At 60.8% G+C, this 20073-nt stretch carries 14 protein-coding genes and 2 tRNA genes; 6 read left to right on the top strand and 10 right to left on the bottom strand.

What is annotated here, in order from left to right; all coding sequences use genetic code 11:
• A partial coding sequence (locus ACIQ36_RS08740; protein WP_395828295.1) for a P1 family peptidase occupies positions 1-968 on the bottom strand: 968 nt, incomplete at its 3' end.
• A 219-nt stretch (positions 969-1187) separates the two neighbouring features.
• Between ACIQ36_RS08740 and ACIQ36_RS08735 the strand changes: the two genes are divergently transcribed.
• Complete coding sequence (locus tag ACIQ36_RS08735) at positions 1188-2486, top strand: DUF3422 family protein (RefSeq protein ID WP_395828293.1); 1299 nt, start codon at positions 1188-1190, stop codon at positions 2484-2486.
• A 19-nt stretch (positions 2487-2505) separates the two neighbouring features.
• Here ACIQ36_RS08735 and ACIQ36_RS08730 read toward each other — a convergent pair whose 3' ends face one another.
• The 7 genes from ACIQ36_RS08730 to recQ form a co-directional block, all read right to left on the bottom strand.
• Positions 2506-3510 (bottom strand): patatin-like phospholipase family protein, encoded by a 1005-nt coding sequence (locus tag ACIQ36_RS08730; protein ID WP_395828291.1) that lies wholly within the window; start codon positions 3508-3510, stop codon positions 2506-2508.
• Positions 3511-3593: 83 nt separating this feature from the next.
• Positions 3594-9977, bottom strand: a complete 6384-nt coding sequence (locus ACIQ36_RS08725) for a type I polyketide synthase (protein WP_395828289.1) — start codon at positions 9975-9977, stop codon at positions 3594-3596.
• 19 nt (positions 9978-9996) lie between these two features.
• Complete coding sequence (locus ACIQ36_RS08720; protein WP_395828287.1) at positions 9997-10479, bottom strand: hypothetical protein; 483 nt, start codon at positions 10477-10479, stop codon at positions 9997-9999.
• A gap of 151 nt (positions 10480-10630) precedes the next feature.
• Positions 10631-11365 carry a thioesterase II family protein gene (locus tag ACIQ36_RS08715; RefSeq protein WP_395828285.1) on the bottom strand — a complete coding sequence of 245 codons (735 nt, stop codon included), beginning with the start codon at positions 11363-11365 and terminating at the stop codon, positions 10631-10633.
• 75 nt (positions 11366-11440) lie between these two features.
• On the bottom strand, positions 11441-11902 hold the full coding sequence (locus ACIQ36_RS08710; protein ID WP_395828283.1) for a cache domain-containing protein: 462 nt from the start codon (positions 11900-11902) through the stop codon (positions 11441-11443).
• Positions 11903-11973: 71 nt separating this feature from the next.
• Complete coding sequence (locus tag ACIQ36_RS08705) at positions 11974-13674, bottom strand: methyl-accepting chemotaxis protein (RefSeq protein WP_395828281.1); 1701 nt, start codon at positions 13672-13674, stop codon at positions 11974-11976.
• Positions 13675-14239: 565 nt separating this feature from the next.
• Positions 14240-16096, bottom strand: a complete 1857-nt coding sequence (gene recQ / locus ACIQ36_RS08700) for a DNA helicase RecQ (protein ID WP_395828279.1) — start codon at positions 16094-16096, stop codon at positions 14240-14242.
• Positions 16097-16176: 80 nt separating this feature from the next.
• Here recQ and ACIQ36_RS08695 point away from each other — a divergent pair, with 80 nt between their 5' ends.
• Both ACIQ36_RS08695 and ACIQ36_RS08690 read left to right on the top strand, forming a co-directional pair.
• Positions 16177-16500 carry a type II toxin-antitoxin system RelE/ParE family toxin gene (locus tag ACIQ36_RS08695; protein ID WP_395828277.1) on the top strand — a complete coding sequence of 108 codons (324 nt, stop codon included), beginning with the start codon at positions 16177-16179 and terminating at the stop codon, positions 16498-16500.
• Positions 16493-16813, top strand: a complete 321-nt coding sequence (locus tag ACIQ36_RS08690) for a helix-turn-helix domain-containing protein (RefSeq protein ID WP_395828275.1) — start codon at positions 16493-16495, stop codon at positions 16811-16813. The genes ACIQ36_RS08695 and ACIQ36_RS08690 overlap by 8 nt, the downstream gene beginning before the upstream one ends.
• 361 nt (positions 16814-17174) lie before the next feature.
• On the opposite strand, the gene ACIQ36_RS08685 is transcribed toward ACIQ36_RS08690, so the two are convergent.
• Both ACIQ36_RS08685 and rlmB read right to left on the bottom strand, forming a co-directional pair.
• Positions 17175-18299, bottom strand: coding sequence for an extracellular solute-binding protein (locus tag ACIQ36_RS08685; RefSeq protein WP_395828273.1), 1125 nt, complete (start codon positions 18297-18299; stop codon positions 17175-17177).
• On the bottom strand, positions 18299-19162 hold the full coding sequence (gene rlmB, locus ACIQ36_RS08680; protein ID WP_395828271.1) for a 23S rRNA (guanosine(2251)-2'-O)-methyltransferase RlmB: 864 nt from the start codon (positions 19160-19162) through the stop codon (positions 18299-18301). Before rlmB ends, ACIQ36_RS08685 begins: the two co-directional genes overlap by 1 nt.
• 208 nt (positions 19163-19370) lie before the next feature.
• Between rlmB and ACIQ36_RS08675 the strand changes: the two genes are divergently transcribed.
• The 3 genes from ACIQ36_RS08675 to ACIQ36_RS08665 all read left to right on the top strand — a co-directional run.
• Positions 19371-19456 (top strand) — tRNA-Tyr (locus ACIQ36_RS08675).
• A gap of 143 nt (positions 19457-19599) precedes the next feature.
• Positions 19600-19673 (top strand) — tRNA-Gly (locus ACIQ36_RS08670).
• 96 nt (positions 19674-19769) lie between these two features.
• The coding region (locus tag ACIQ36_RS08665; RefSeq protein ID WP_395828269.1) for a GTP-binding protein at positions 19770-20073 on the top strand (304 nt) is incomplete at its 3' end.

Here is a 20073-nt window from a genome sequence, read left to right as displayed (position 1 = left end):
AGCGTCTCCGCTTCGTAAACGCCGCGGGCGACGGCGCGGGCAACGCAGTCGGCGGCGGCTTGGCCCAGGCGGGCCAATCGGTAGGGGTCAACGCCCGAGCCGTCCCCCGTGGAGAGGGTAAAGACGCTATCCCCATCAAACGGCGTATGGACCGGGCGAATGGCGCGCGCCAGCCCGTCTTGCGCCATGATCGCCACCCGTTGCGCGTCGGCCTTGGTCAAGGGCGCGTCGGTGGCAACAACGGCAAGCGTCGTATTCGCGCCCAACTGCGGCAGAGCGGTATCGGTCCAGGCCGCAAGGTTGGCAATGGGGATCGAGGGCGGCACCTGCCCCCCCAGTTCCGCGAGTTGCTCATAGGGCCACGCCCAAAAGCTCAGCGTGCCGGGATGCAGCACCGAGCCGACCGGATTGGCGGCAACCAGCGCCCCCACCCAATCCTCACCGACTCTCAGCGACGCGGTGCCGAGCCCGCCTTTCAGCCGCCCGGCCTTCGCGCCATAGCCCGCGCCAGCATTACCTTGGGCAATATCGAGGCTCGCTTGCTCGCACGCTTGAATCGCCAGGGCGCGGTAGGGCGGGGTCGTCCAGGCTTTATCGCCGCCGTTCAGCAGATCGAACAGAATCGCCGCCGGAACGATGGGCACGCGGGCGGTGCCTACGGGAAAGCCGATACCGCGCCCGGCCAGATGCTCCATGACGCCGCTGGCCGCGTCCAGCCCGAAGGCCGAGCCGCCGGACAGGCAAATCCCATGCACGCGCTCGACCATTGCGGACGGCGCGAGCAGATCGGTTTCGCGCGTACCGGGGCCGCCGCCGCGAATATCGCAGGCGGCAACAGCAGGGTTGTCTGGAAGGACGACGGTTACGCCCGTCCAGGCGGCCTTATCTTCCGCTTGGCCAACGCGCAGGCCGGGAACATCGGTGATGGCATTGCGCGGGCCGGGTTGGCCGTCTCGCCAAGGGGTCATAGCGCGCGCTCCCGTCCCGCCCGCGAGGGCGGTGGGGCCTTTTGGCACTGCAACACGGGCCGGTCGAGGCGCTTGCTCATGCCCGACCCTAGGCGGTTGCGACGCAAAAGGTCAAGCGCCTGTGACATCCGACGCGCGTCAGAATGTCGCAATTTTCGCATTGACAGAAAGAGGCTTTCAGCGCGGGATGCCGCGACTGATACTGTCGTGGGAATGGGTATGTCGGTTCATTTCTTGCGCGAGGCGGTGCTGGGCGAAGTCCATGCCCGCCCCTTCGTGCCGCTCACGCCGCCGCGCCGCGTGCTGCATTTCGCTTTTTTAACCGACTATGACGCCGCTGCGGCCGATCGGCAGCGCCTTCTGACCCTGTGTACCTCGGCGGGGGCTTCGGCGCCCCTGCCCGACGCGCGCCACCATCGCCTAACCCTGCCGCCCACCCTGGGGCCGGGGGCTTTGCGCTGGGAGCAGCATTCGGAATTCACCACCTATACGTTGGATTTCCCCGACGAAAGCGGCGAGCTTTTTCCAAGCTTTCCCGCCTGGGCACGGTTCGAGGCGATTGTCCCGCCGCCGGGGCCGCTGCTGGTTGCGGTCGATTTGCAAATCATCCCCGAGCAGCCGTTGCTGGATTTAAACCGTCTGTTCGATCCGGCATCCTTGGCGGTCTCGGTGATGGATCGCGGCGGGGCTTTGGTCGCCACGGATTTTCGCGCCGATGGGCAGTTGCAGGCGGGTGGCGGCGTTGTGCGCATGCTGGTGCAAGATCGCGGCCTTACCCCGCCCCGCGCCGGAGCCTTGGTGCAGCGGCTCTTGGAGGTGGAAACCTACCGCCTGTTCGCCCTGCTCGGCCTGCCCGAATCCCAACGCATCGCCCCGGCGGTTCGCCGTATTGAGAGCGATTTGACCCGGATTGCCCGCTCGATGACCGAATCGCGCGATCTCGTGTCGGATAATGCGTTGCTCGATGAACTGACGCTCCTGGCCGCCGAGCTTGAAGCCGACGCCAATGCCGCCAGCTACCGGTTCAGCGCGAGCCGGGCCTATGACGGCATCATTCAGCAGCGGCTGACCGCTTTAGGGGATCTATCGGCGGGGGAGTATCCCACCATCGGCGCGTTCCTCGCGCGGCGGCTCGCGCCCGCGATGCGCACCTGCACGATGCTGGAAGATCGGCTGGAGACGCTGGCGACCAAACTGTCGCGCTCGGCCCACCTCTTACGCACCCGCGTCGATGTCGCCATCGAACAGCAGAACCGCAGTTTGCTGGAAGCGATGAACCTGCGCGCGCGCCAGCAGTTCCGCCTGCAACAGACCGTCGAAGGCCTGTCGATTGCCGCCATTGCCTATTATGTGGTGTCGCTGGCGGCGTATATTTTCAAAGGCTTGAAGGAGGCGGGGATTCCGCTCGATCCCAGCATTGGCACGGCCCTATCGGTGCCGCCCATCGTGATCTGCGTGGCGCTGCTGGTGCGCCGCATCCGCCGCCATCATGGTAAGCAGGAAGAGGGGGCGGGGTAGCCGCCCCCTCCTGCGATCTCTAGACGCCTAACCTGGAGCCGTTCTTTTCGAGGAAGGCTTGACCGCTTTCATACCCGACCGCAAACAGGCGGTTGAGGTTGGAGCTGGACCAATCCAACGCTGCCGGTTGCATCTTCGGCGGAATCTTGAAGTTCAGCACCAGCAGGTCCGACTTATCCGCATCGTGGTGCAGTTCGCGGAACAGCTTCAAATCGGCATGGCCGAGGGCGACTAGCGGCGTGATGATCTGTTGCCCGAACGCATCCCACAGGTTGCGCGGCTCGTGCAGTAGGCCGTCGATCCCAATGGCGTCGAACACGACGATGGTATCAAGGTCGGGTTCGTTTTCCATCAGGCCTTTGAAGTTGAACGCATCGCGCGACGCGCCTTCAATGTAGAGCTTCCCATTCAATTCATAGGGCGAATAGAAGAATGGATAGGAAAGCGACGCCTGGAAATGGGCAAGATCGATTTGATCTTTCTTGAAGATCGCCATCTTTTTGTCGGTCAGGCAATAGGCGTTCAGGTAAATATTGGCGTCCAGCTTATGCAGCGCGTCGAAATCGACCATTTGCTTAATGAACTGGGCGTGGGCGCAGAAACCTTCGCTGAACAGCGACAGGTTGGAGGGCATCAGCGCCGCCCACCAGAATTGGACATAGTCGGACAGGAATTTTTCCGACGGCGTCATGCCAAGCTGGTTCACGATACGTGAATACCCAGGCATCATTGACAGGGCGGTACGGAACAGGGCCGCAGCCGGGCCGGGCTTGGTGAAGATCTTATAGTTGATCGGGAACATATTGTAGATCGCGTCAGAAACGCCGAAGTTCACCGAGTTCCGCAGCGATTCTTCGCGCGTCATGTTCAAGGGCGCAAGGTAGGAGAGGCCGACGACCCCGCCGCCGCCCGCCATCGAATACACATCGAATTTAACGCCAGCTTCTTCAAACGCCAGCAAGGCGCCCGTCATCAGCGTATAGTCCGGGGCGCCGCCACCCAAAACGAGAGCCTTTTTACCCACGTGAGCCTCCATATCCTAAAAAAACGGGTTTGGTGAAAACTGGGGGAGAGGCACTAGCGCCTCTCCCGGCAATAGCCCCTGGTTTAGAGCGGCATTACCATTTCGCGGTTGATGATCCGGTTGATGAACTGTGCGTCTTCAACCACCGCATAGTGCGTGCCTTCGCGCATCAGCACTTGCAGGCGCTGATTGGTGAACTTGCCCCAGGCGAGAATATCGTCGCGCGAGACATAGGGATCGCCGCGCGAGACGAAGCAGGTGATCGGCACGTCCCAGGGTTTAGGCTCGCCCTTGAGCTTATAGTTGCTCGTCATCTCGAACTCGGCCCGAACGGCGGGGAGCATCAGCTTGCGCAACTCGGGATCGGAGAGGAACTGATCGGTCGCCGCCATATCGAAGCGCCGGATGATATCGGCGAAGATTTCATCCGATTGATTGTAGGGCTTCAGATCACTCCGGTAGCCGGGCGTGCTCATCAAAACCTGCCCGAGCTCTTGCTCGAACGGCCCCACCTCGCCAACCCGATCGGGCGAGCGCGCGCCGGAGGCGAAGAGATGCAGGGGCTTGAAGCGGGTTTCTTCGATCAGCGTCCGCGCCGTTTCATACATCGTCACCGCGCCCAGGCAGTGCCCGAACATGGCAAACGGCAGGTCCAGCAGGTCGATCATTTCATCGAGAACGCTATCGACGAACAGGTCGATATCATTCACCGGCTTTTCCGAAATGCGGCCCAAACGCCCCGGCGGTTCGACGGCAATCACCTCGATGCCCGGATCGATCCAATTGGCCCAGGGACGGAAGACCGCCGACCCGCCGCCTGCGAAGGGGAAGCAGAAGAGGCGGGCGCGCGGATTGGCGCGCTTGCCGACCGGGATCAGCCATTTCGGCCCTTCGACCAGCGCCGGGGCAGCAAGGGCAGCTTCGACGGTTTCCGAAATCAGATCGGCCACCAGGGTGGAGACCTCCGCTGGAACTGCCGTATCCGATACTGCCTCGGCTGCCGGTTGCTCCCGCGTCGCCGGGGGCAGGCCGACGCCCGCAAGATCCGGCCACACTTCATCCACCAATTGATTGATGCTCGGGCCTTGGATCAGCTTCACGGCAGGCACGCGCACCGCCAAGGCCATTTCGATGCGGTTGATGAGCGTTACCGCCATCAGCGAGTCGAGCCCCAATTCCCGCAAGGGCTGGCCGGGATCGATCAGACGATTGACCCCCAGGGTCGCTTGAGCCTGCTGCGCCACATAGGTGACGATGGCAAAGCGGCGCTCGCGTGGATCGCTGGATTTAAGCTGCGCTTGCAGGGCTTCCACGGAAACGCCTGCCCCGGCAGCGGCCCCTTCTGTCTTGGCTTCACTCAGCATGTCGGCGAAGAAGGTTGGCGGGGTTTGGAACTGCCGGATCAGCGTCGGCCAATCCGCCGAGAGCACGGCGGCGTGATTGAAGCCTGCGGCGACCACCACCGAAAGCGCGTCTTGGCCTTCGCTGGGCTTGGTGTAGATCAGGCCGCGCGCGCGCCAAATCGCCTCGCCCTTATCCCCTGCGAGGGTAGCGAGACCGCCTGCGGCCCACGGCCCCCAGTTGATCGCCAGCCCCGGCTTGCCCTGCTGCTGCCGGAAGGCGGCGAGCCCGTCGAGATAGGCATTCCCCGACGTATAGTTCGCCTGACCGCCCGCCCCAAACAGGCTGAGGATGGAGGAATAGACGACGAAATCATCCAAGCTCAGGTCTTCGGTGGCCTTATGCAGGAACCACGCCCCATCGAACTTCGGTGCAATGGCTTTGCGGAATTTCTCCCAGGAGAATTGCGCGATGGTGGCGTCTTCCAGCACCCCGGCACTGTGGTAGATGCCCTTCAGCGGCAGAGCATCGGCCTTCAGCTTCGCCACCAGGGCTTTAACGCTGACTTCCGAGCTTGTATCGAGCTTTTCCACCGAAATGCGCGACCCCAAGGCTTCCAACTCGCCCTTAATCCCCGCAGCAGTGGGGTCATCGGCCCCCCGGCGCGATGCCAGCACCAGATGCTTTATACCGCGCTGGGTAATCAGCCATTTGGCGGTTTCAACGCCAATCGCACCCAAGCCGCCAGTGATCAGATAGGTAGCGTCTTGCGTTACGGGCGCCCGCGGCGCGGGGGCTTTCGCCCGTACAAACCGCGCGCCGTAGCGGCTGTTCGCCCGGAAGGCTACTTGGGCTTCCCGGTCGCCCGCCAACAGGTGATTGGCGAGCGCTTGCGTTTCCGCCGGGTTGGTGCCGCCCGCCGCAAGATCGATCAGCCCACCCCAGACTTGCGGATATTCCAGCGACACGGTGCGCCCGAAACCCCAGAGCCCGGCTTGCGCCAGATCGAGCGTGGCTTTACTGCCGTCCCGAATATCGAGCCCATTGCGCGTGGTCAGCCACAGCGTCGGCGCGGCCTTAAAGCTGTCGCGACTATCGCCCAACGCCTGGGTGAGATGCAGCGCGTTCCCGATGACGGCGGCCTGCTGCGCCTCCAGATCGTGAGCGTCGCCCGCCCCAAACTGGGTATCGATGCCCCAGAGGTAGATGATGCCAACGCGCTTGTCGGCCCAGGTTTGGGCAAGCTCGGCCAGGACCGGCGCAAAGCTTTCCCTACCGTCGACCTTCACCGCGCCCGCCGGGATCAGGGCTGATTTTTCGATCAGCTTGACCGGGTGATGGCGGGTTTCGAGCGATTTGGCCAGCGCGGCCCCAACCCCGCCCGCATCGGCGAGAATGAGCCAAGCATTCGGGGCTGGAACCTTATTCTTTGCCGTTGCGGGCAGCTTATCCCAGCGCACTTGATAGAGCCAATCGGCAGCCGCTTCCGCCGCTTTTGGCTGGAAGGCGCGGACCGCGAGCGGCTTTAGCGCCAAGCCTTCGAAGCGGGCAATGCGCGCGCCGCTCATATCGAAGAGGTCGATATCGACCACCAAGGCCGCCGTAGTGGGATCGGCGCTGACATCGTGCAGACGCTTGCGCAGATGCACCCAAATATCGCGTTCGCCCGGTTTTTCGATGCTGAACCGCTCGATCCCGGTCGGCAAGTGCATCCCGTCCGGGGGTAGCGTCACTTTCGTGAAATCGCCGAAGGCATCGATGACGGCGGGATAGGTGTGCAGGGCGGCATCCAACAGCGCCGGGTGCAGCGGAAAATCTTCCGCCGCAACGCTATCGGGCAGCCGAACATGGGCGAGGGCTTCACCCAAGCCTTGCCAGAGCGACTGAATGCCCCGGAACGCGGCCCCATAATCGAGCCCCAGCGTGGCGAGGGCCGCATAATAGCGCTCCACCGGCACGGGCTTCGCGCGGCTGATCACGGCTTCCGGCACGAAGGTCGGGCCTTGGCTGCTATCGCCCGCTGGGCGCAGGGAGGCGGTAATATGGGTTTGCCAGCGGCTTGCGTCGGCATCCTCGGCGCTGGCGATTTGGGCGTCGAAACTGCCCATATCGCCCGGCTTTAGAACCAGATGGGTAATCCGCGCCTCGGTTTCGCCCAGAAACAGCGGTGCCCGGTAGGAGAAATTCGCAATCGTGCGCGGCTTATCTCCTCCCAGCTTGGCCGCCGCCTGCAACAGGCCTACGAGCCCCGCCGTGGTCGGCAGAACCACATGGGAATAGACCTTATGGTCTTTGATCCACGGCAGCGCCTTTTGGCTGTAGACGCTCTCGAACTGCGCTTCGGGGAGCGACGAGCGTAGCTTGACACCAACGAGCCCTTGGCCCGACGCGGCAGGCTGTGCCGTTTGGGTGAGCGTCACCGCGCCGTCGCGCTCGTTCCACAGCCGCTCGCCCTGGAACGGGTAAGTGGGCAGCGGCAGGCGGCGGCGGGTCCAGGGGGCATCGAAGCCCTTCCAGTCGATGGTCTCGCCGCGCCGGAACAAAGTGCCGATAGTCTCCAGCAGGTCGCGGCCGTCCACCCCATCCTTGGCAACGGTCGGCAAGAATGCCAAGCCGTCGCCGGAGACGCTGGATTGCGCCAGGGCCAACATGCTCTTGCCCGGCCCGATTTCGAGGAAGTCGGTTACGCCCTGCTCGGCCAGCAGTTTCACCGCATCGGCAAAGCGCACGGCATCCATGGCGTGCGATACCCAATAATCGGCATCCGGCGCATCGGTCTTCACCGCACCTGTGAGGGTCGACACCCACAAAAGCTCGGGGGCTGAGGCTGTCGCCGCGCCGACGGCGGTGCGGAAGTCAGCCATCGCGGCCTCCATCAGCACCGAGTGGAAGGCGTGGGAAACGGTCAATTGCCGGGCGGTAATGCCTTTCGGCTCGAAGAAGGCGATCACCGCGTCAACGGAGGTTTTAAGTCCCGAAACAACCGTATTGGCCGGACCATTGACGGCGGCAACGCCGATCTGCGGTAGGGCCAACTCGGCTAAAGCCGCGCGCACGCTGGCTTCGTCGCTGAAAACGGCGGCCATAGCCCCGCCCTCGGGCAGCGCCTGCATCAGCTTGCCGCGCGTCGCGATCAACTTCGCGGCGGCTTCGAGCGGATAGACCCCGGCGACAACGGCGAGCGCGAATTCACCAACGCTGTGACCGGCGGCGGCGGTGGGGCGAATCCCCCAGCTTGCTAGCAGGGTCGCGAGCGAGACTTGCAGCGCAAAGGTGCCCGGCTGGGTATAGGCGGTTTGATTGATCAGCCCCGCGTCCGGCCCAGTCGGATCGGCGAAAACGGCGTCTGTTAACGGACGATCAAGCAGCCCCACCATCGCGGCGGCGCAACGGTCGAAGGTTTGTTTGAACAGCGGCTGACTGGCGTAAAGCGCCTTGCCCATGCCCACAAACTGCGCACCCTGGCCGGTGAAGAGAAAACCAAGCTTGCGCTTACTTCCCAAACGCCGGTCGGCCGCCGTTGCAATCGTGGCCGTGCGTAGTTTTTCAATCGCTTCATCGGTCGACGCCGCGACGAGTGAATAACGGTGACTGAAACCAACCCGGCCTTGGGCGAGCGCGAAGGCGACATTGGGCAAGGCTTGACCGGGGTTCTCTTCGAGCCCTTCCGCCTGTCGCGCCAAAGCTTCCTTCAGCGCGACTTCCGACTTTGCCGACAGGACCAGCAGGTGCGCCGGGCGCTCCGGCTGGGGTTGCGCGGCGGGGGCGCGGGTGGGGGCTTCTTCGAGAATAACCACGCCATTGGTGCCGCCAATACCGAGCGAGTTCACCAGCGCCCGGCGCGGTTTATCGGTTTTCGGCCAGGCCTTTAGCTCTTGATTCACATAAAACGGACTGGTGGCGAAATTGATTTTCGGATTCAGCGTGCGAATATTGATCGTCGGCGGAATTTGCTCTTCATGGAGCGCCAGCGCCGTTTTGATCAGCGACACAATCCCGGCGGCTTGCTCCGGATGGCCGATATTCGGCTTCACCGACCCTACGGGGCAACTGCCGACCGGCACCGGCGTGTCTTTAAACGCTTCGGTGAGGGCGGCAATTTCAATCGGGTCGCCCACGGCGGTGCCGGTGCCGTGGCATTCGGCGTAGCCAATCGTGTCGGGGCTGACATCGGCGGCTTTGAGCGCCTTACTCATGGCCTCAGCTTGGCCGGGCACCGACGAGCCGGAGTAGCTGGGCTTCGTGCCGCCATCATTGTTGATCGCGGTTGCCTTGATCACGGCATAGATCACATCGCCATCGGCAATGGCCTGATTGACCTCTTTCAGCAGCACCATGCCAACGGCGGACCCGAAGACCGTACCGCGCGCGTCGGCATCGAAGGTGCGAACATGGCCGTCGGGCGAATAAAGCCCGCCGCGAACCGACCGGTAGCCGGAAATCTCCGGCACGCGCACGGTCGCCCCGCCCGCAAGCGCCATGGTGCATTCGCCCGTTTGGATGCTTTGGCAAGCCAGGTGGACGGCGATGAGCGACGTCGAGCAGGCCGTTTGAACGTTCAGGCTGGGCCCGGTCAAATCAAACTTGAACGACAGGCGGGTGGAGGCAAAATCCTTATCGTTGCCGATATGAACGAGGTTCGCCGTGCGCCCGCGCGATTCCGGATGGTCGTAGAGTTCGTTGACCATGTAGGAGCTAACGTTGCCACCCGTGCCCAAAACAATGCCGACCGGGCCTAAATGACGACCGGGGATATAGCCCGCGTCCTCAAAGGCTTCCCAGCCCACTTCCAGCAAAATTCGATGCTGCGGGTCCATTAGGCGCACTTCGCGCGGAGAATATTCGAAAAAAGCGGCATCGAACTTATCGATGCCGGGAATGCGGAAGGCAGTTTTTACGTAGTCGGGTTCGGCAATTTCAGCGGGGCTTATGCCGGCAGCGATCAGTTCCTCATCCGTAAAAACCGTGACGGATTCAACGCCGTCGCAGAGGTTACGCCAGAAATCGCGATAATTATTGGCCCCCGGCACCCGGCAGGACATCCCGATAATGGCGATGCCTTTTAAGGGAGCTGCCGACGCTTTCGTCACAGGGGTTTTTGTCGTCTGAAGTTTTGCTTTGCTCATGGTCGCCCCGCTTCTGCGCTTACCAGTCTTTCCGTTGCTTCGACAGGAAGGGACTCATCCAAAACGGCCGAATTGGAGACTGGGCAAAGCCGCCGAGCGCGGAGAGGGACTGATTGGTCAGGTTTTGAACACCTTGGAAGGTGCGATTTTCGCCGCTTGCAATGGTGCTTTCCACGCGGCGCTCAAGGCCCTGAATGGCATCATGGGCCGAGCGCATCACTTCATAGCCGCGGTAAAGCGCATCCAGCCATTGTTCCATGGGCCAAGCGATGAGCTTAGCGGCAACGTCGGTAAACATTTCAACCGGAACGCCGCCGGGCGGGAGCATCGTTCCCGAACCTTGCATGGTTTTGGCGAAACTATTGAAATATTCGATCGGGTTGGCGACGGGGGGCAACGCTGCGGCGGCGGGCGCTGCTGCCGTTTTGCCGCTGTAGCGCCGGGCGGGGCGTTCGGGTTTTTCACCCTGGGGGGACGCGGTATTTGTATTTTCAGTCGTCATCTGGGCAACCCCTCATGCGCGTTTCAATAGAATCAAACTGAAAGATTCTATTTTTCGGAAATATACCCATCTCCGATATCTGTTATGATGCCATAACTGTTGCCGCGCTGCATCAAAAATAAGAGAAAAATATAGCTTATTCGTTAAAATGTCACGATATAAGAGAGGAGGCGATTACAAGTGTAATATCCTTTATAAAATCTTCTAAATAAAAATGCCCACCTGGAAATATATGGTAATCAAAGTTGCTAAGAGTGTAATTATTCCAATTAAGTATTGAGCTTTGCGTATGGAGAGGGTCTTCGGTTCCCAGGAAAGCGGTGATTGGAAAATTTAATAACTCATCATTTCTATCTACATATTTACGCAATAGATTAATGTCGTTCCGGAAAACTGGTAAAAACATCGAAATTAAATCTTCATTTTCAATTAAATCAGATGAAGTGCCTCCTAAGACTGTGAGGTAATGCTTTGCATCTGCGTCGGTATTTAATAAAATTGGATTATAAATCGGTATTTTTTTCGGTGGAACATTACCCGATACAAACAAGTGCCGCGCCGTTTGACCATAATTGGTGCGAATTTGTTGCGCCGCAGCATGCGCTAACCACGCGCCAAAGCTGTGGCCGAACAAAGCGAAAGGGCGGTCGAGTAAGGGTTCGGCCGCTTCGGCAAACGCCGCTACCAAATCTTCCAAACGGGTGAGGGGCGGTTCCCCCAATCGGTTGCCATGTCCAGGCAGTTGGACCGGGTAGAACTCGACGTGCCCCCCACTGCCGCGCCAATCCCGAAAAAAACTGGCATTGCCACCTGCATGAGCAAAGCAAAAAACACGTATCTCCGGGTCTTCATTCACGGGGGGGAAGGGAAACCAGGAACGGGACATCGCGATAAGCACCTATATGATCCAATAAAAAAACAGAGGGCTGAGCCCTCTGTTTTAAGTCACACGCGTGTTTTATCAGTTTTCGTAATAGCCAACGACGAAGACTTTCTCGTCGAATTTCTTGGCGAAGGAGTTTTTCTTGCCAAGCTTTTTCGTGGCGGGATTACGCCATACATAGCTAGCCCAATCCCCATTCGCCCCTTTGTTGGCGGCAGCAATAGCATCTTTGATGATGAAGCGGCCTTCGACATCCTTCAGATCCGGGATAGCCGGGTTATTGATCATTTTCGGATCATAATAGGCGAGGGCGATACCTGTATTAGCATCGACGACCAGCACATACCATTCGCCATCCACCCATTCCTTATTGGTGGTGTCGCCGAAATCGGCAAAAGCCTTATCCTTGCCAACCGTCTGATAGTGCTTGATCGCCTTATTGACCATGGCTTCGGCCTGTTCGGCGGGGCTCGCAGCGAAACCCGGAGCCGTAACAAGCACCATCAGTGCTAAGAAGGCTGCGGAGAGAAATTTCAACATTGGATGTCTCCACCAAGAAAAAAGAGGAAGCGTTGCAGCGTGAAGCCAATTGGCGAGGGTCGCCTTTGGCCTTACGCCGCTTTCAAACGAGCCACCAAGGAATCGACCCCTTGCTGCAAGGTGCGGCAAGCATCGCCTAGGCTAGCGGTTGACTCTTCAACGACCACAGCGGCGGACCCCACGGCTTCGGCCACATGCTTCACGCCCGTGATATCCCGGCTGACGGTTTGGGTGCCGATAGCGGCTTCCGAAACGCTGGCGCTGATATCGGAGGTGGCCGAGCCCTGCTCGCTCACCGCTTCGGCAATCACCATAAGGGCCTGCTCGACGCGCCCAATGGTGCCGACGATCAGGCGAATCGCGGTTGCCGCCTGATCGGTCGCGCCGCGCATAGAGTTGATTTCCCCGGCAATTTCTTCGGTCGCTTGCGCGGTCTGTTGGGCGAGGCTCTTGACCTCGGTCGCCACGACGGCAAATCCTTTACCGGCTTCTCCAGCACGGGCGGCTTCGATCGTGGCGTTCAGCGCCAAAAGGTTGGTGCGCTCGGCGATATCGGTAATCAGGCGCAAGACTTCGCTGATCCGGCTCGAGGCTTGAACCAGATCCCCGACGACGCGATCCGTGCGCGAGGCTTCGGTCACGGCCTCCTGGGCGATTTGGCTCGATTCGCGGACTTTTACATTGATGCGCTCGATTTGATCGGCAAGGCGGCTCGTCGCCTCCGCCACCGTCGAGACGTTCGAACTCGCCTGTTCAGACGCCGCCGCCACAAGAACCGATTGCTGGCTCGCTTCTTCGGCGTTGCGGGCCAGGCTCATGGCTTGAGTGCGGATCGTTGAAAGCATTTCAGACATAGCAACGATGGCGTGGCGGACCGATTGTTCGATGTCCTGCGCCAGCGTTCCCATGGTTTGTTTGCGGATTTGTTCGGCTTGATGGCGATTGGCCTCTTGCTGGGCGGTGAGCTCGCGCACTCGCTCGGCATTCACCTTGAACACCTGCACGGCGGCGGCCATCGCGCCAATCTCGTCGCGGCGGTTGAGCGCGGGAATTTCGACCTGTAGATCGTCATTGGCGAGGCGCGCCATAGCGTCCGTCATCTGTCGCACCGGCTGGGCAATCGACCGCCCGACGATCACGGCAATCAGCGCGAGCAGCAGCGTGGCCCCCCCGGAGATGATCAGATAGAGCGAGCGGGCGCGCTCCCCGGCGGCAACCGCCTGATCAATCGCCGCGTCGGCTTGGCGCCGGGCTTCCGCCTCGAACTCGGTAAGATTGGTGATGATCGCTTCTGAACTGTTTTGTGCCGTAAACACCAAGGTCACGGACGACGCCACATCGAGCCGTACGGAACTGAGGACCGCGCTGCCCGCAGCTTCGTATTTTTGCAGTTTTTCGCTGAAACCCGACAAAAGACCCTGTTCGGTCGGGTTCAAGCTGTACCGCGTCGGCAACGCCCCCACGAGGGAACGCGTATTTGCAAGCTTGGACTTGAAATCATTCTCCACTTTAGAGAGAATTTTCTCGTCCGAGATTGCGGCGCTCCAGGCAACCATGCGAATGAGTTCGGCATGGGTCTGCTCAAAAGCGCGCGACAATTGCAGGGCTTCGGTCGCTTTGGCGCTCGAAACATGCGTGATTTGATCGAGAACGCGATTTTGATCAGAAATGGTGGAGATACCGACAAGCGCGAGCAACCCGAGGGCGATAAGAGCCACCCCGGGGATCACGAAAACTTTCCAGCGAATGGACAAGGAAATTTTACTAGCCACGCTCAGTCCTCTCTCAACCAAATGAGCACACCCGCCCGCCGCTTTCGCGCTGAGCCTGCACCCTAAATCGGCCAATCATATCCATACCTATAATATGCCTCGCAGAGAGGCATGTCCAATAATGATTTGTTGGTGGGCAGCAACGAGTAACTACGATCGTATGTTTCGGGGGCGTGACAAGGATAAGGGGAATATGTTGACGATTTTAATATTTTAATAATTTGTAGAATAGAGCTATTTTTAAGGGAATTAGCCAATTAACATATATTATCACGTGCGTGCAAGACCCTCTAGAGTAATTTGGCTTTCGAAGAAAATGTGACGATAATTCTCCGAAGACCATTCGAAACGTGCCTGAGAGTATTTGAAAAATGTGTAAAAAAAAATTACAGTCACCATAGTTATTAACGGTTTGACTGAATATTTTAACCATTGTTAATGTGCGTATGAAGGAGGTAAACGATTTTTCCTTAGGAATGCAGGGTAGCTGGTTGTCACGGCCGTCTCTCCCCGATCATCGGGGGTAACCGTTGGGAACCCCCGCGATTTATGTCGGTCGGGTCGGTTAAGGCTGGGCGTCGCGAAGCTGGGCCAGAATCGCGTCGCCATAGCGCTCCAACTTGGAGCGGCCGATACCCGGAATACGGGCTAACTGCTCAAGGCGCGTTGGGCGCAAGCGCACGATATCGTAAAGCGTTGCATCGGTAAGGATAACGTAGGGCGGCAGTTTGTGTTCGCGGGCGAGGTCAAGCCGCCAGCCGCGCAAGTGCTGGAATAAGTCGTTTTCGGCGGCGGAAAGATTGGGGGCGGCCCGGTCGCGCGGCGTCGGGCTACTGCTGGCCCCCGTCCGCGTCGGTGCGGCCATCGGGTCGCGGCGCAGGCGCAGGGGCTGCCCGTCGATCAGCACGGGCCGGGCGGCATCGGTCAGGCAGAGCCCGCCATAGGCTTCGGGATCGGATGTGACAAAGCCGATAGCCAGCAACTGCCGAAGCACCGAGCGCCAGGCATCCTTACCGAGATCGCTCCCGACGCCGAAGACTTTCAGCCGATCGTGCCCGTGTTCGGCCACTTTATCGGTGCGCTCACCGCGCAGAACCGTAATCAGATGCTCCGCGCCGAACCGTTGGCCGGTGCGATAGATGGCCGACATGGCTTTGCGCGCTGCTTCGGTCGCGTCCCAGGTTTCGACCGGGGCGTGACAAATATCGCAGTTGCCGCAGGGTTTGGGCAAATCCTCGCCCAATTGACGCAAGAGGAAGGTGCGGCGGCACTCGGCGGTTTCGCAATAGGCCAGCATCGCATCGAGCTTGCCGCGTTCGCGCAGCTTATGATCCTCGGGCGCGGTGGAAGCGTCGAGCCGCCCGCGCTGCATCACGACATCTTGCAGCCCATAGGCCATCCAGGCGGTGGCGGGCAGACCGTCGCGTCCGGCGCGGCCCGTTTCCTGATAATAAGCTTCGATGCTTTTCGGCAAATCGAGATGAGCGACAAAGCGCACATTCGGCTTGTCGATGCCCATCCCAAACGCAATCGTGGCCACCATCACCACACCCTCTTCGCGCAGGAAGCGGGTTTGATGGGCTTCGCGGATTTTGGAATCGAGCCCGGCGTGATAAGGCAGCGCGCTTACGCCTTGCGCCTTCAACCAGGTGGCGATTTCATCTACACGCTTGCGCGTACTGCAATAAACGATGCCCGCGTCGCCCGCGTGCTCATCTTGAATAAAGGTCAGCAACTGCCGTCGCGGGTCGGCTTTCCCCACCACCCGGTAGGTGATATTGGGCCGGTCGAAGGACATGACGAAGTGGCGCGCGGCTTCCAGCTTCAACTGCCGGATAATATCGTCCCGCGTCGGCGGATCGGCGGTCGCCGTCAGCGCAATGCGTGGCACCCACGGCCAGCGCTCGTGCAGCAGTGTCAGCGCCCGATAATCGGGCCGGAAATCATGCCCCCATTGAGAGACGCAATGGGCTTCGTCGATGGCAAACAGCGCAAGGCGGGCATGGTCGGCGGCTTCCAAAAACGCGGGCGTTTGGATGCGTTCGGGGGCGATGTAGAGAAGATCGAGCGTGCCATCGGCAAGCTTGCGCAAAATCTCGCGCTGCTCGCCGGGCTCTTGGCCCGAGTGCAACCCCGCTGCCGCGACTCCGGCTTCGCGCAGCGCCGCGACTTGATCTTGAATAAGGGCGATCAGCGGGGAGACGACAATCGCACAACCCTCGCGCACCAGCGCCGGGATTTGATAGCACAGCGACTTGCCGCCGCCCGTCGGCATCAGCACCAGCGCATCGCCGCCCGCGATCACATGATGGATAATCTCCGCCTGCGGACCGCGAAACTGCCCATAGCCGAACACCGACTGAAGCACGCTCAGCGGTTTGGAGGCGAGATCGGGAAGGTCGGAGAGAGGAAGCGCCGTCATTGCGGGGGCACTATAGGCGGGGGCGGCGGGGATGTCATTGGGCTAGATTTGGCGGTGGGCGCGTGTAAAGGTTTGGGCTTATGCAAATCCTATTCTACAGCGACCGGGTGCGCCGGGAGATTGAAGCGTGGCCGGATGGGCTTTATGCCGATTTTCTCTATCGCATCAGCCTGGTCGAGCAGGCGGGACGGGTGCTGGCGGCACCCTGGTCGAAGGCGCTTGGAGAAGGATTATTCGAGTTTCGCTGTCGCAGTCAGGATGGAATCGCGCGGGCCTTTTACTGCACCGTGAAGGGCGATAAACTCATCCTCCTGCATGGCTACATTAAGAAAACCCAGAAGGCCCCACCGCAGGAGTTGGACGTGGCGCGGCGGCGGTTGAAGGAGGTTAAGGTACATGGATAAAGACACCGAAGATCGGTTCGACCCAGTGCCGCTGGTGGTGGCTGAGGCCGTCGCCCGCGCATCGTCCCGGCCAGGGTTCAAGGAGGTGTGGGAAGCCCGTATCGGGGCAGATGCGGGGCTTGCAGGATTGGCACAGGCGCGGGCGCAAGCGGGGCTCACTCAGGCGCAGGTCGCAACGCGCATGGGCACCAGCCGGTCGGTCGTCAGTCGTTTAGAGGCGGCCTTGAGGGAGAGGCGCGAAGGGCCGACGCTCGGGATGCTGCGGCGCTATGCGGAGGCTTGCGGGTTAAATTTGACCTTAAGCGTTCGGTAAAAAATTTGGTAATATTTCTCATTTTGGGATATCTTTATGATGAGTTATATAACCGTATTAAATAACGATGAGAGTTGTATGCGCAATTATTGTGTGAAATCGCTTACAGATCAAATTAAGCAAGAGATATACAGCAAGGTATGCGCGCAAAAAATAAATTGTTCAATGTCTTTAATTCTTAAAGATTGTATGAAGAGCGATTATTTTTCAAAATTTTTCATAGATTGTGGTTCTTTATACAATTATTGGGCTCTGCCGCGTCTGCAAACCGCTGAATTTTGTATAGAAATTAAATGTAAGAACGTTGAATGTTGTTCCTTTTTTATAAACTTCTGAAAGTTATCAAATAAACTATTTTCCCCTACATCCCCCCCACCCGGTCCGCCAGTGCCGCCGCCTGGGGAAGCAGCGGCAGAAGCTGGGAGAGCGGCGTTGGGTCGGCTTTGAACGGCCCCCAACGGGTGACGGGGTTCGACAGGGGGGTGCCCGGCTTCAGCGGGTAGCCCCAGAGGGCTTCGGCGAGCAGGCGTTGCCCGGTGTCCGAGGTGAGATACGCCATCAGCTTCACGGCGGCCTCGCGCCGTCCGGTCGCCTGGGTCGCGCCGATGGTGACGACGTCGACCGGCGTGCCGCGCCCTTCGCCAAGCGTCGGGAAACTCACGGAGAGTTTATCGAGGGCCGGGCGCAGGGGATCATCGCCCTTATCCGATAACCGCGCGAGGGTGCGGCTGCCGATCAGCGCCACGTCGCATTTGCCATCGAGCAGGGCCTGGACCAGCGGGCGGTCTTCGGCGTCGGGCACGGGGGCCACGGTTTCCGGCGGCAGGGTTACGGCATTGGCGGTGACGCCCTTCAGCCAGGTTTCGGCGGCCATCGGATCGGGGATCATTTGCGTTGCGAGGAAGGAGCGACTGGCGAGCCGCCCCAGCGGCGGCAGGCACAGGCGCCCCTTGAAGGAGGGTTTCGCCAAATCGTCGTAGCGGGCGAGGTCCGACGCTTTCACCTTCTCGGCCAGCCCCACGGCGGCGCGCACGAAGCCGGTGACGGCAATCCAGCGCCCGCCGGGGTCGCGGTAGGCGGCGGGAATGGCCTTATCGATATCGGGGACGGTCACGGGCACGAACAGCCCCGCCGTAGCCGCGCGCTCGGCGCGGGTCAGGGTGGGGAGCAGCACCACATCGGCGGCGGTCGTCGCCCCTTCGCGCAACAGACGGCCCAACAAAAGGTCCGCCTGATCCATCTCCACCTGCACCGGAATGCCGCTCGCCTTGAGGAACTCGGCCAGCAGCGGGGCTAAGCGTTGCGGATCGAACGAGGTATAGAGCGTCAGGCGCGGGGCGTCCTTTGCAGGCTCAGCCGATGGAGCGGGCGGGTCGCCGGGTGCGGCGGCCTGCGCCACAGCAGGGGGCTGCGGTGCAGGTACGATAGCCGCCGCCGTGCCGGAGACAGACAGCAGGGTTCCAAAGAGCGCCGCCCGCCAGCCCATCAGACAGTCTCACCCGCCAAAACCCGGCGCGTCGCATAGAGGGCGACAGCGGCGGCGTTCGATACATTCAGCGAGGCGAACTCGCCCGCCGTCGGCAGATGGCCCAAGGTATCGCAGGTCTCGCCGGTCAAACGGCGCAGGCCCGGCCCTTCGGCTCCCAGCACCAGGGCGATGCGGCCGGGGCGCAGAACCGCCTCCAGCGGCTTTTCGGCGATGCCTTCGAGCCCAATCACCCAAACATCGGCCTCTTGCAGTTGCCGAATGGTGCGCGAGAGGTTGACGACACGCACCACCGGCACGGCCTCCAGCGCGCCCGAGGCGGTCTTTGCCAAGGTGCCCGTGGCCGTCGCGGCATTGCGATCGGGCATAATGAGGGCGGTGACGCCAAACACGGCGCAGGAGCGCAAAATCGCCCCCACATTATGGGGGTCGGTCACTTGGTCGAGCAACACGAACAGCGCATCCGGGGCAGCGGAGAACAGCACGTCTTCCAGCGCCAGTTCCGGCAGCGGATCGGCCAGCAGCGCCACGCCCTGATGCACCGCACCCGCCGGAACGTACCGGTCGATCTCGGTGCGGTCGACGATGGTGGGCGTAAGGCCAGTGCTCACCCAATCCTTTGCGGCTTCCGGCGTCAGCAGCAATTGGCGGCAGGTCCGCTCGGGATTGGCCAGCGCTGCGCGAACCGCGTGATGCCCGAACAGCCAGTTTTGGCTCGATCCACCCTCGGCGCGGCCCGATCCGCGGCGACCGCGCGGCGCGTCGTCGCGGCGCAGGTCCTGGCCTTGTGCCTTGGCAGGCGACGGGGAGTTAGGCCGGGGGCCTCGGGGAGCGTTGGCGCGCGGCGGGCGAGATGGGGGCATGGGGCTGGGTCAAGTCACAAATAGGAGACAAAGAGGGCGCTAGTTTGCGCTGGCGCGGGCACCGGGGCAAGGGATTAACGGAAGCGGCTCTTGTCATAAAACCGCCGGAAACAGGACTCCGAATGCTCATATTGATTGACAGGCAGGGGGGTAATCCAATAATCCCCTCTCCGTCGCGGCGGTTGGCAACAATCGTCCGGGAACCCTGGGAGGGGTGGCCGAGCGGTCAATGGCAGCAGACTGTAAATCTGCCGACGAATGTCTACGTTGGTTCAAATCCAACTCCCTCCACCAAGGTTCCTAGAAGTCCGGTTTGCTGGACTGCGGCACACCGCAAGCGGTCGTAACCGGTGGTCCAGAAGAGCGCAAGCTGATCGGGATCAACGATTGCGGACCGCTGCTGGCGTATGGGTCCTAAGTTGTTTGGTCGCGGTCTGGCGGGTGTAGCTCAACGGTAGAGCCCCAGCCTTCCAAGCTGGTTGTGAGGGTTCGATTCCCTTCACCCGCTCCAGCGCCGCCCGAGACTTAACGATCCGGCGTTAGCGCTCGCCCCCGTTGGACCCATTCGTGGTCGTTACCCCCTTGGTTTAGAGGAAGTCTCCAGTCCATGGCGAAGGCTAAATTTGAGCGGAACAAGCCGCATTGCAACATTGGCACGATTGGTCACGTTGACCATGGGAAGACCTCGCTGACGGCCGCGATCACGAAGATTTTGGCGGAATCGGGCGGGGCGACCTTCACGGCCTACGATCAGATCGACAAGGCGCCGGAAGAAAAGGCGCGCGGGATCACGATTTCGACGGCGCACGTCGAATATGAAACCAGCAACCGCCATTATGCGCACGTCGATTGCCCCGGCCACGCCGATTATGTGAAGAACATGATCACCGGTGCCGCACAGATGGACGGCG

The sequence above is a fragment of the Elstera sp. genome (assembly GCF_044372965.1).
Taxonomy (GTDB): domain Bacteria; phylum Pseudomonadota; class Alphaproteobacteria; order Elsterales; family Elsteraceae; genus Elstera.
This window is presented reverse-complemented; position numbering and strand designations above follow the sequence as displayed.

Bases quoted from the DNA above. Each gene is read 5' to 3' on its own strand.
- ACIQ36_RS08735 (WP_395828293.1), top strand. From the start codon at position 1,188: ATGTCGGTTCATTTCTTGCGCGAGGCGGTGCTGGGCGAAGTCCATGCC.
- ACIQ36_RS08725 (WP_395828289.1), bottom strand. From the start codon at position 9,977: ATGAGCAAAGCAAAACTTCAGACGACAAAAACCCCTGTGACGAAAGCG.
- ACIQ36_RS08720 (WP_395828287.1), bottom strand. From the start codon at position 10,479: ATGACGACTGAAAATACAAATACCGCGTCCCCCCAGGGTGAAAAACCC.
- ACIQ36_RS08715 (WP_395828285.1), bottom strand. From the start codon at position 11,365: ATGTCCCGTTCCTGGTTTCCCTTCCCCCCCGTGAATGAAGACCCGGAG.
- ACIQ36_RS08710 (WP_395828283.1), bottom strand. From the start codon at position 11,902: ATGTTGAAATTTCTCTCCGCAGCCTTCTTAGCACTGATGGTGCTTGTT.
- recQ (WP_395828279.1), bottom strand. From the start codon at position 16,096: ATGACGGCGCTTCCTCTCTCCGACCTTCCCGATCTCGCCTCCAAACCG.
- ACIQ36_RS08695 (WP_395828277.1), top strand. From the start codon at position 16,177: ATGCAAATCCTATTCTACAGCGACCGGGTGCGCCGGGAGATTGAAGCG.
- ACIQ36_RS08690 (WP_395828275.1), top strand. From the start codon at position 16,493: ATGGATAAAGACACCGAAGATCGGTTCGACCCAGTGCCGCTGGTGGTG.
- ACIQ36_RS08685 (WP_395828273.1), bottom strand. From the start codon at position 18,299: ATGGGCTGGCGGGCGGCGCTCTTTGGAACCCTGCTGTCTGTCTCCGGC.
- rlmB (WP_395828271.1), bottom strand. From the start codon at position 19,162: ATGCCCCCATCTCGCCCGCCGCGCGCCAACGCTCCCCGAGGCCCCCGG.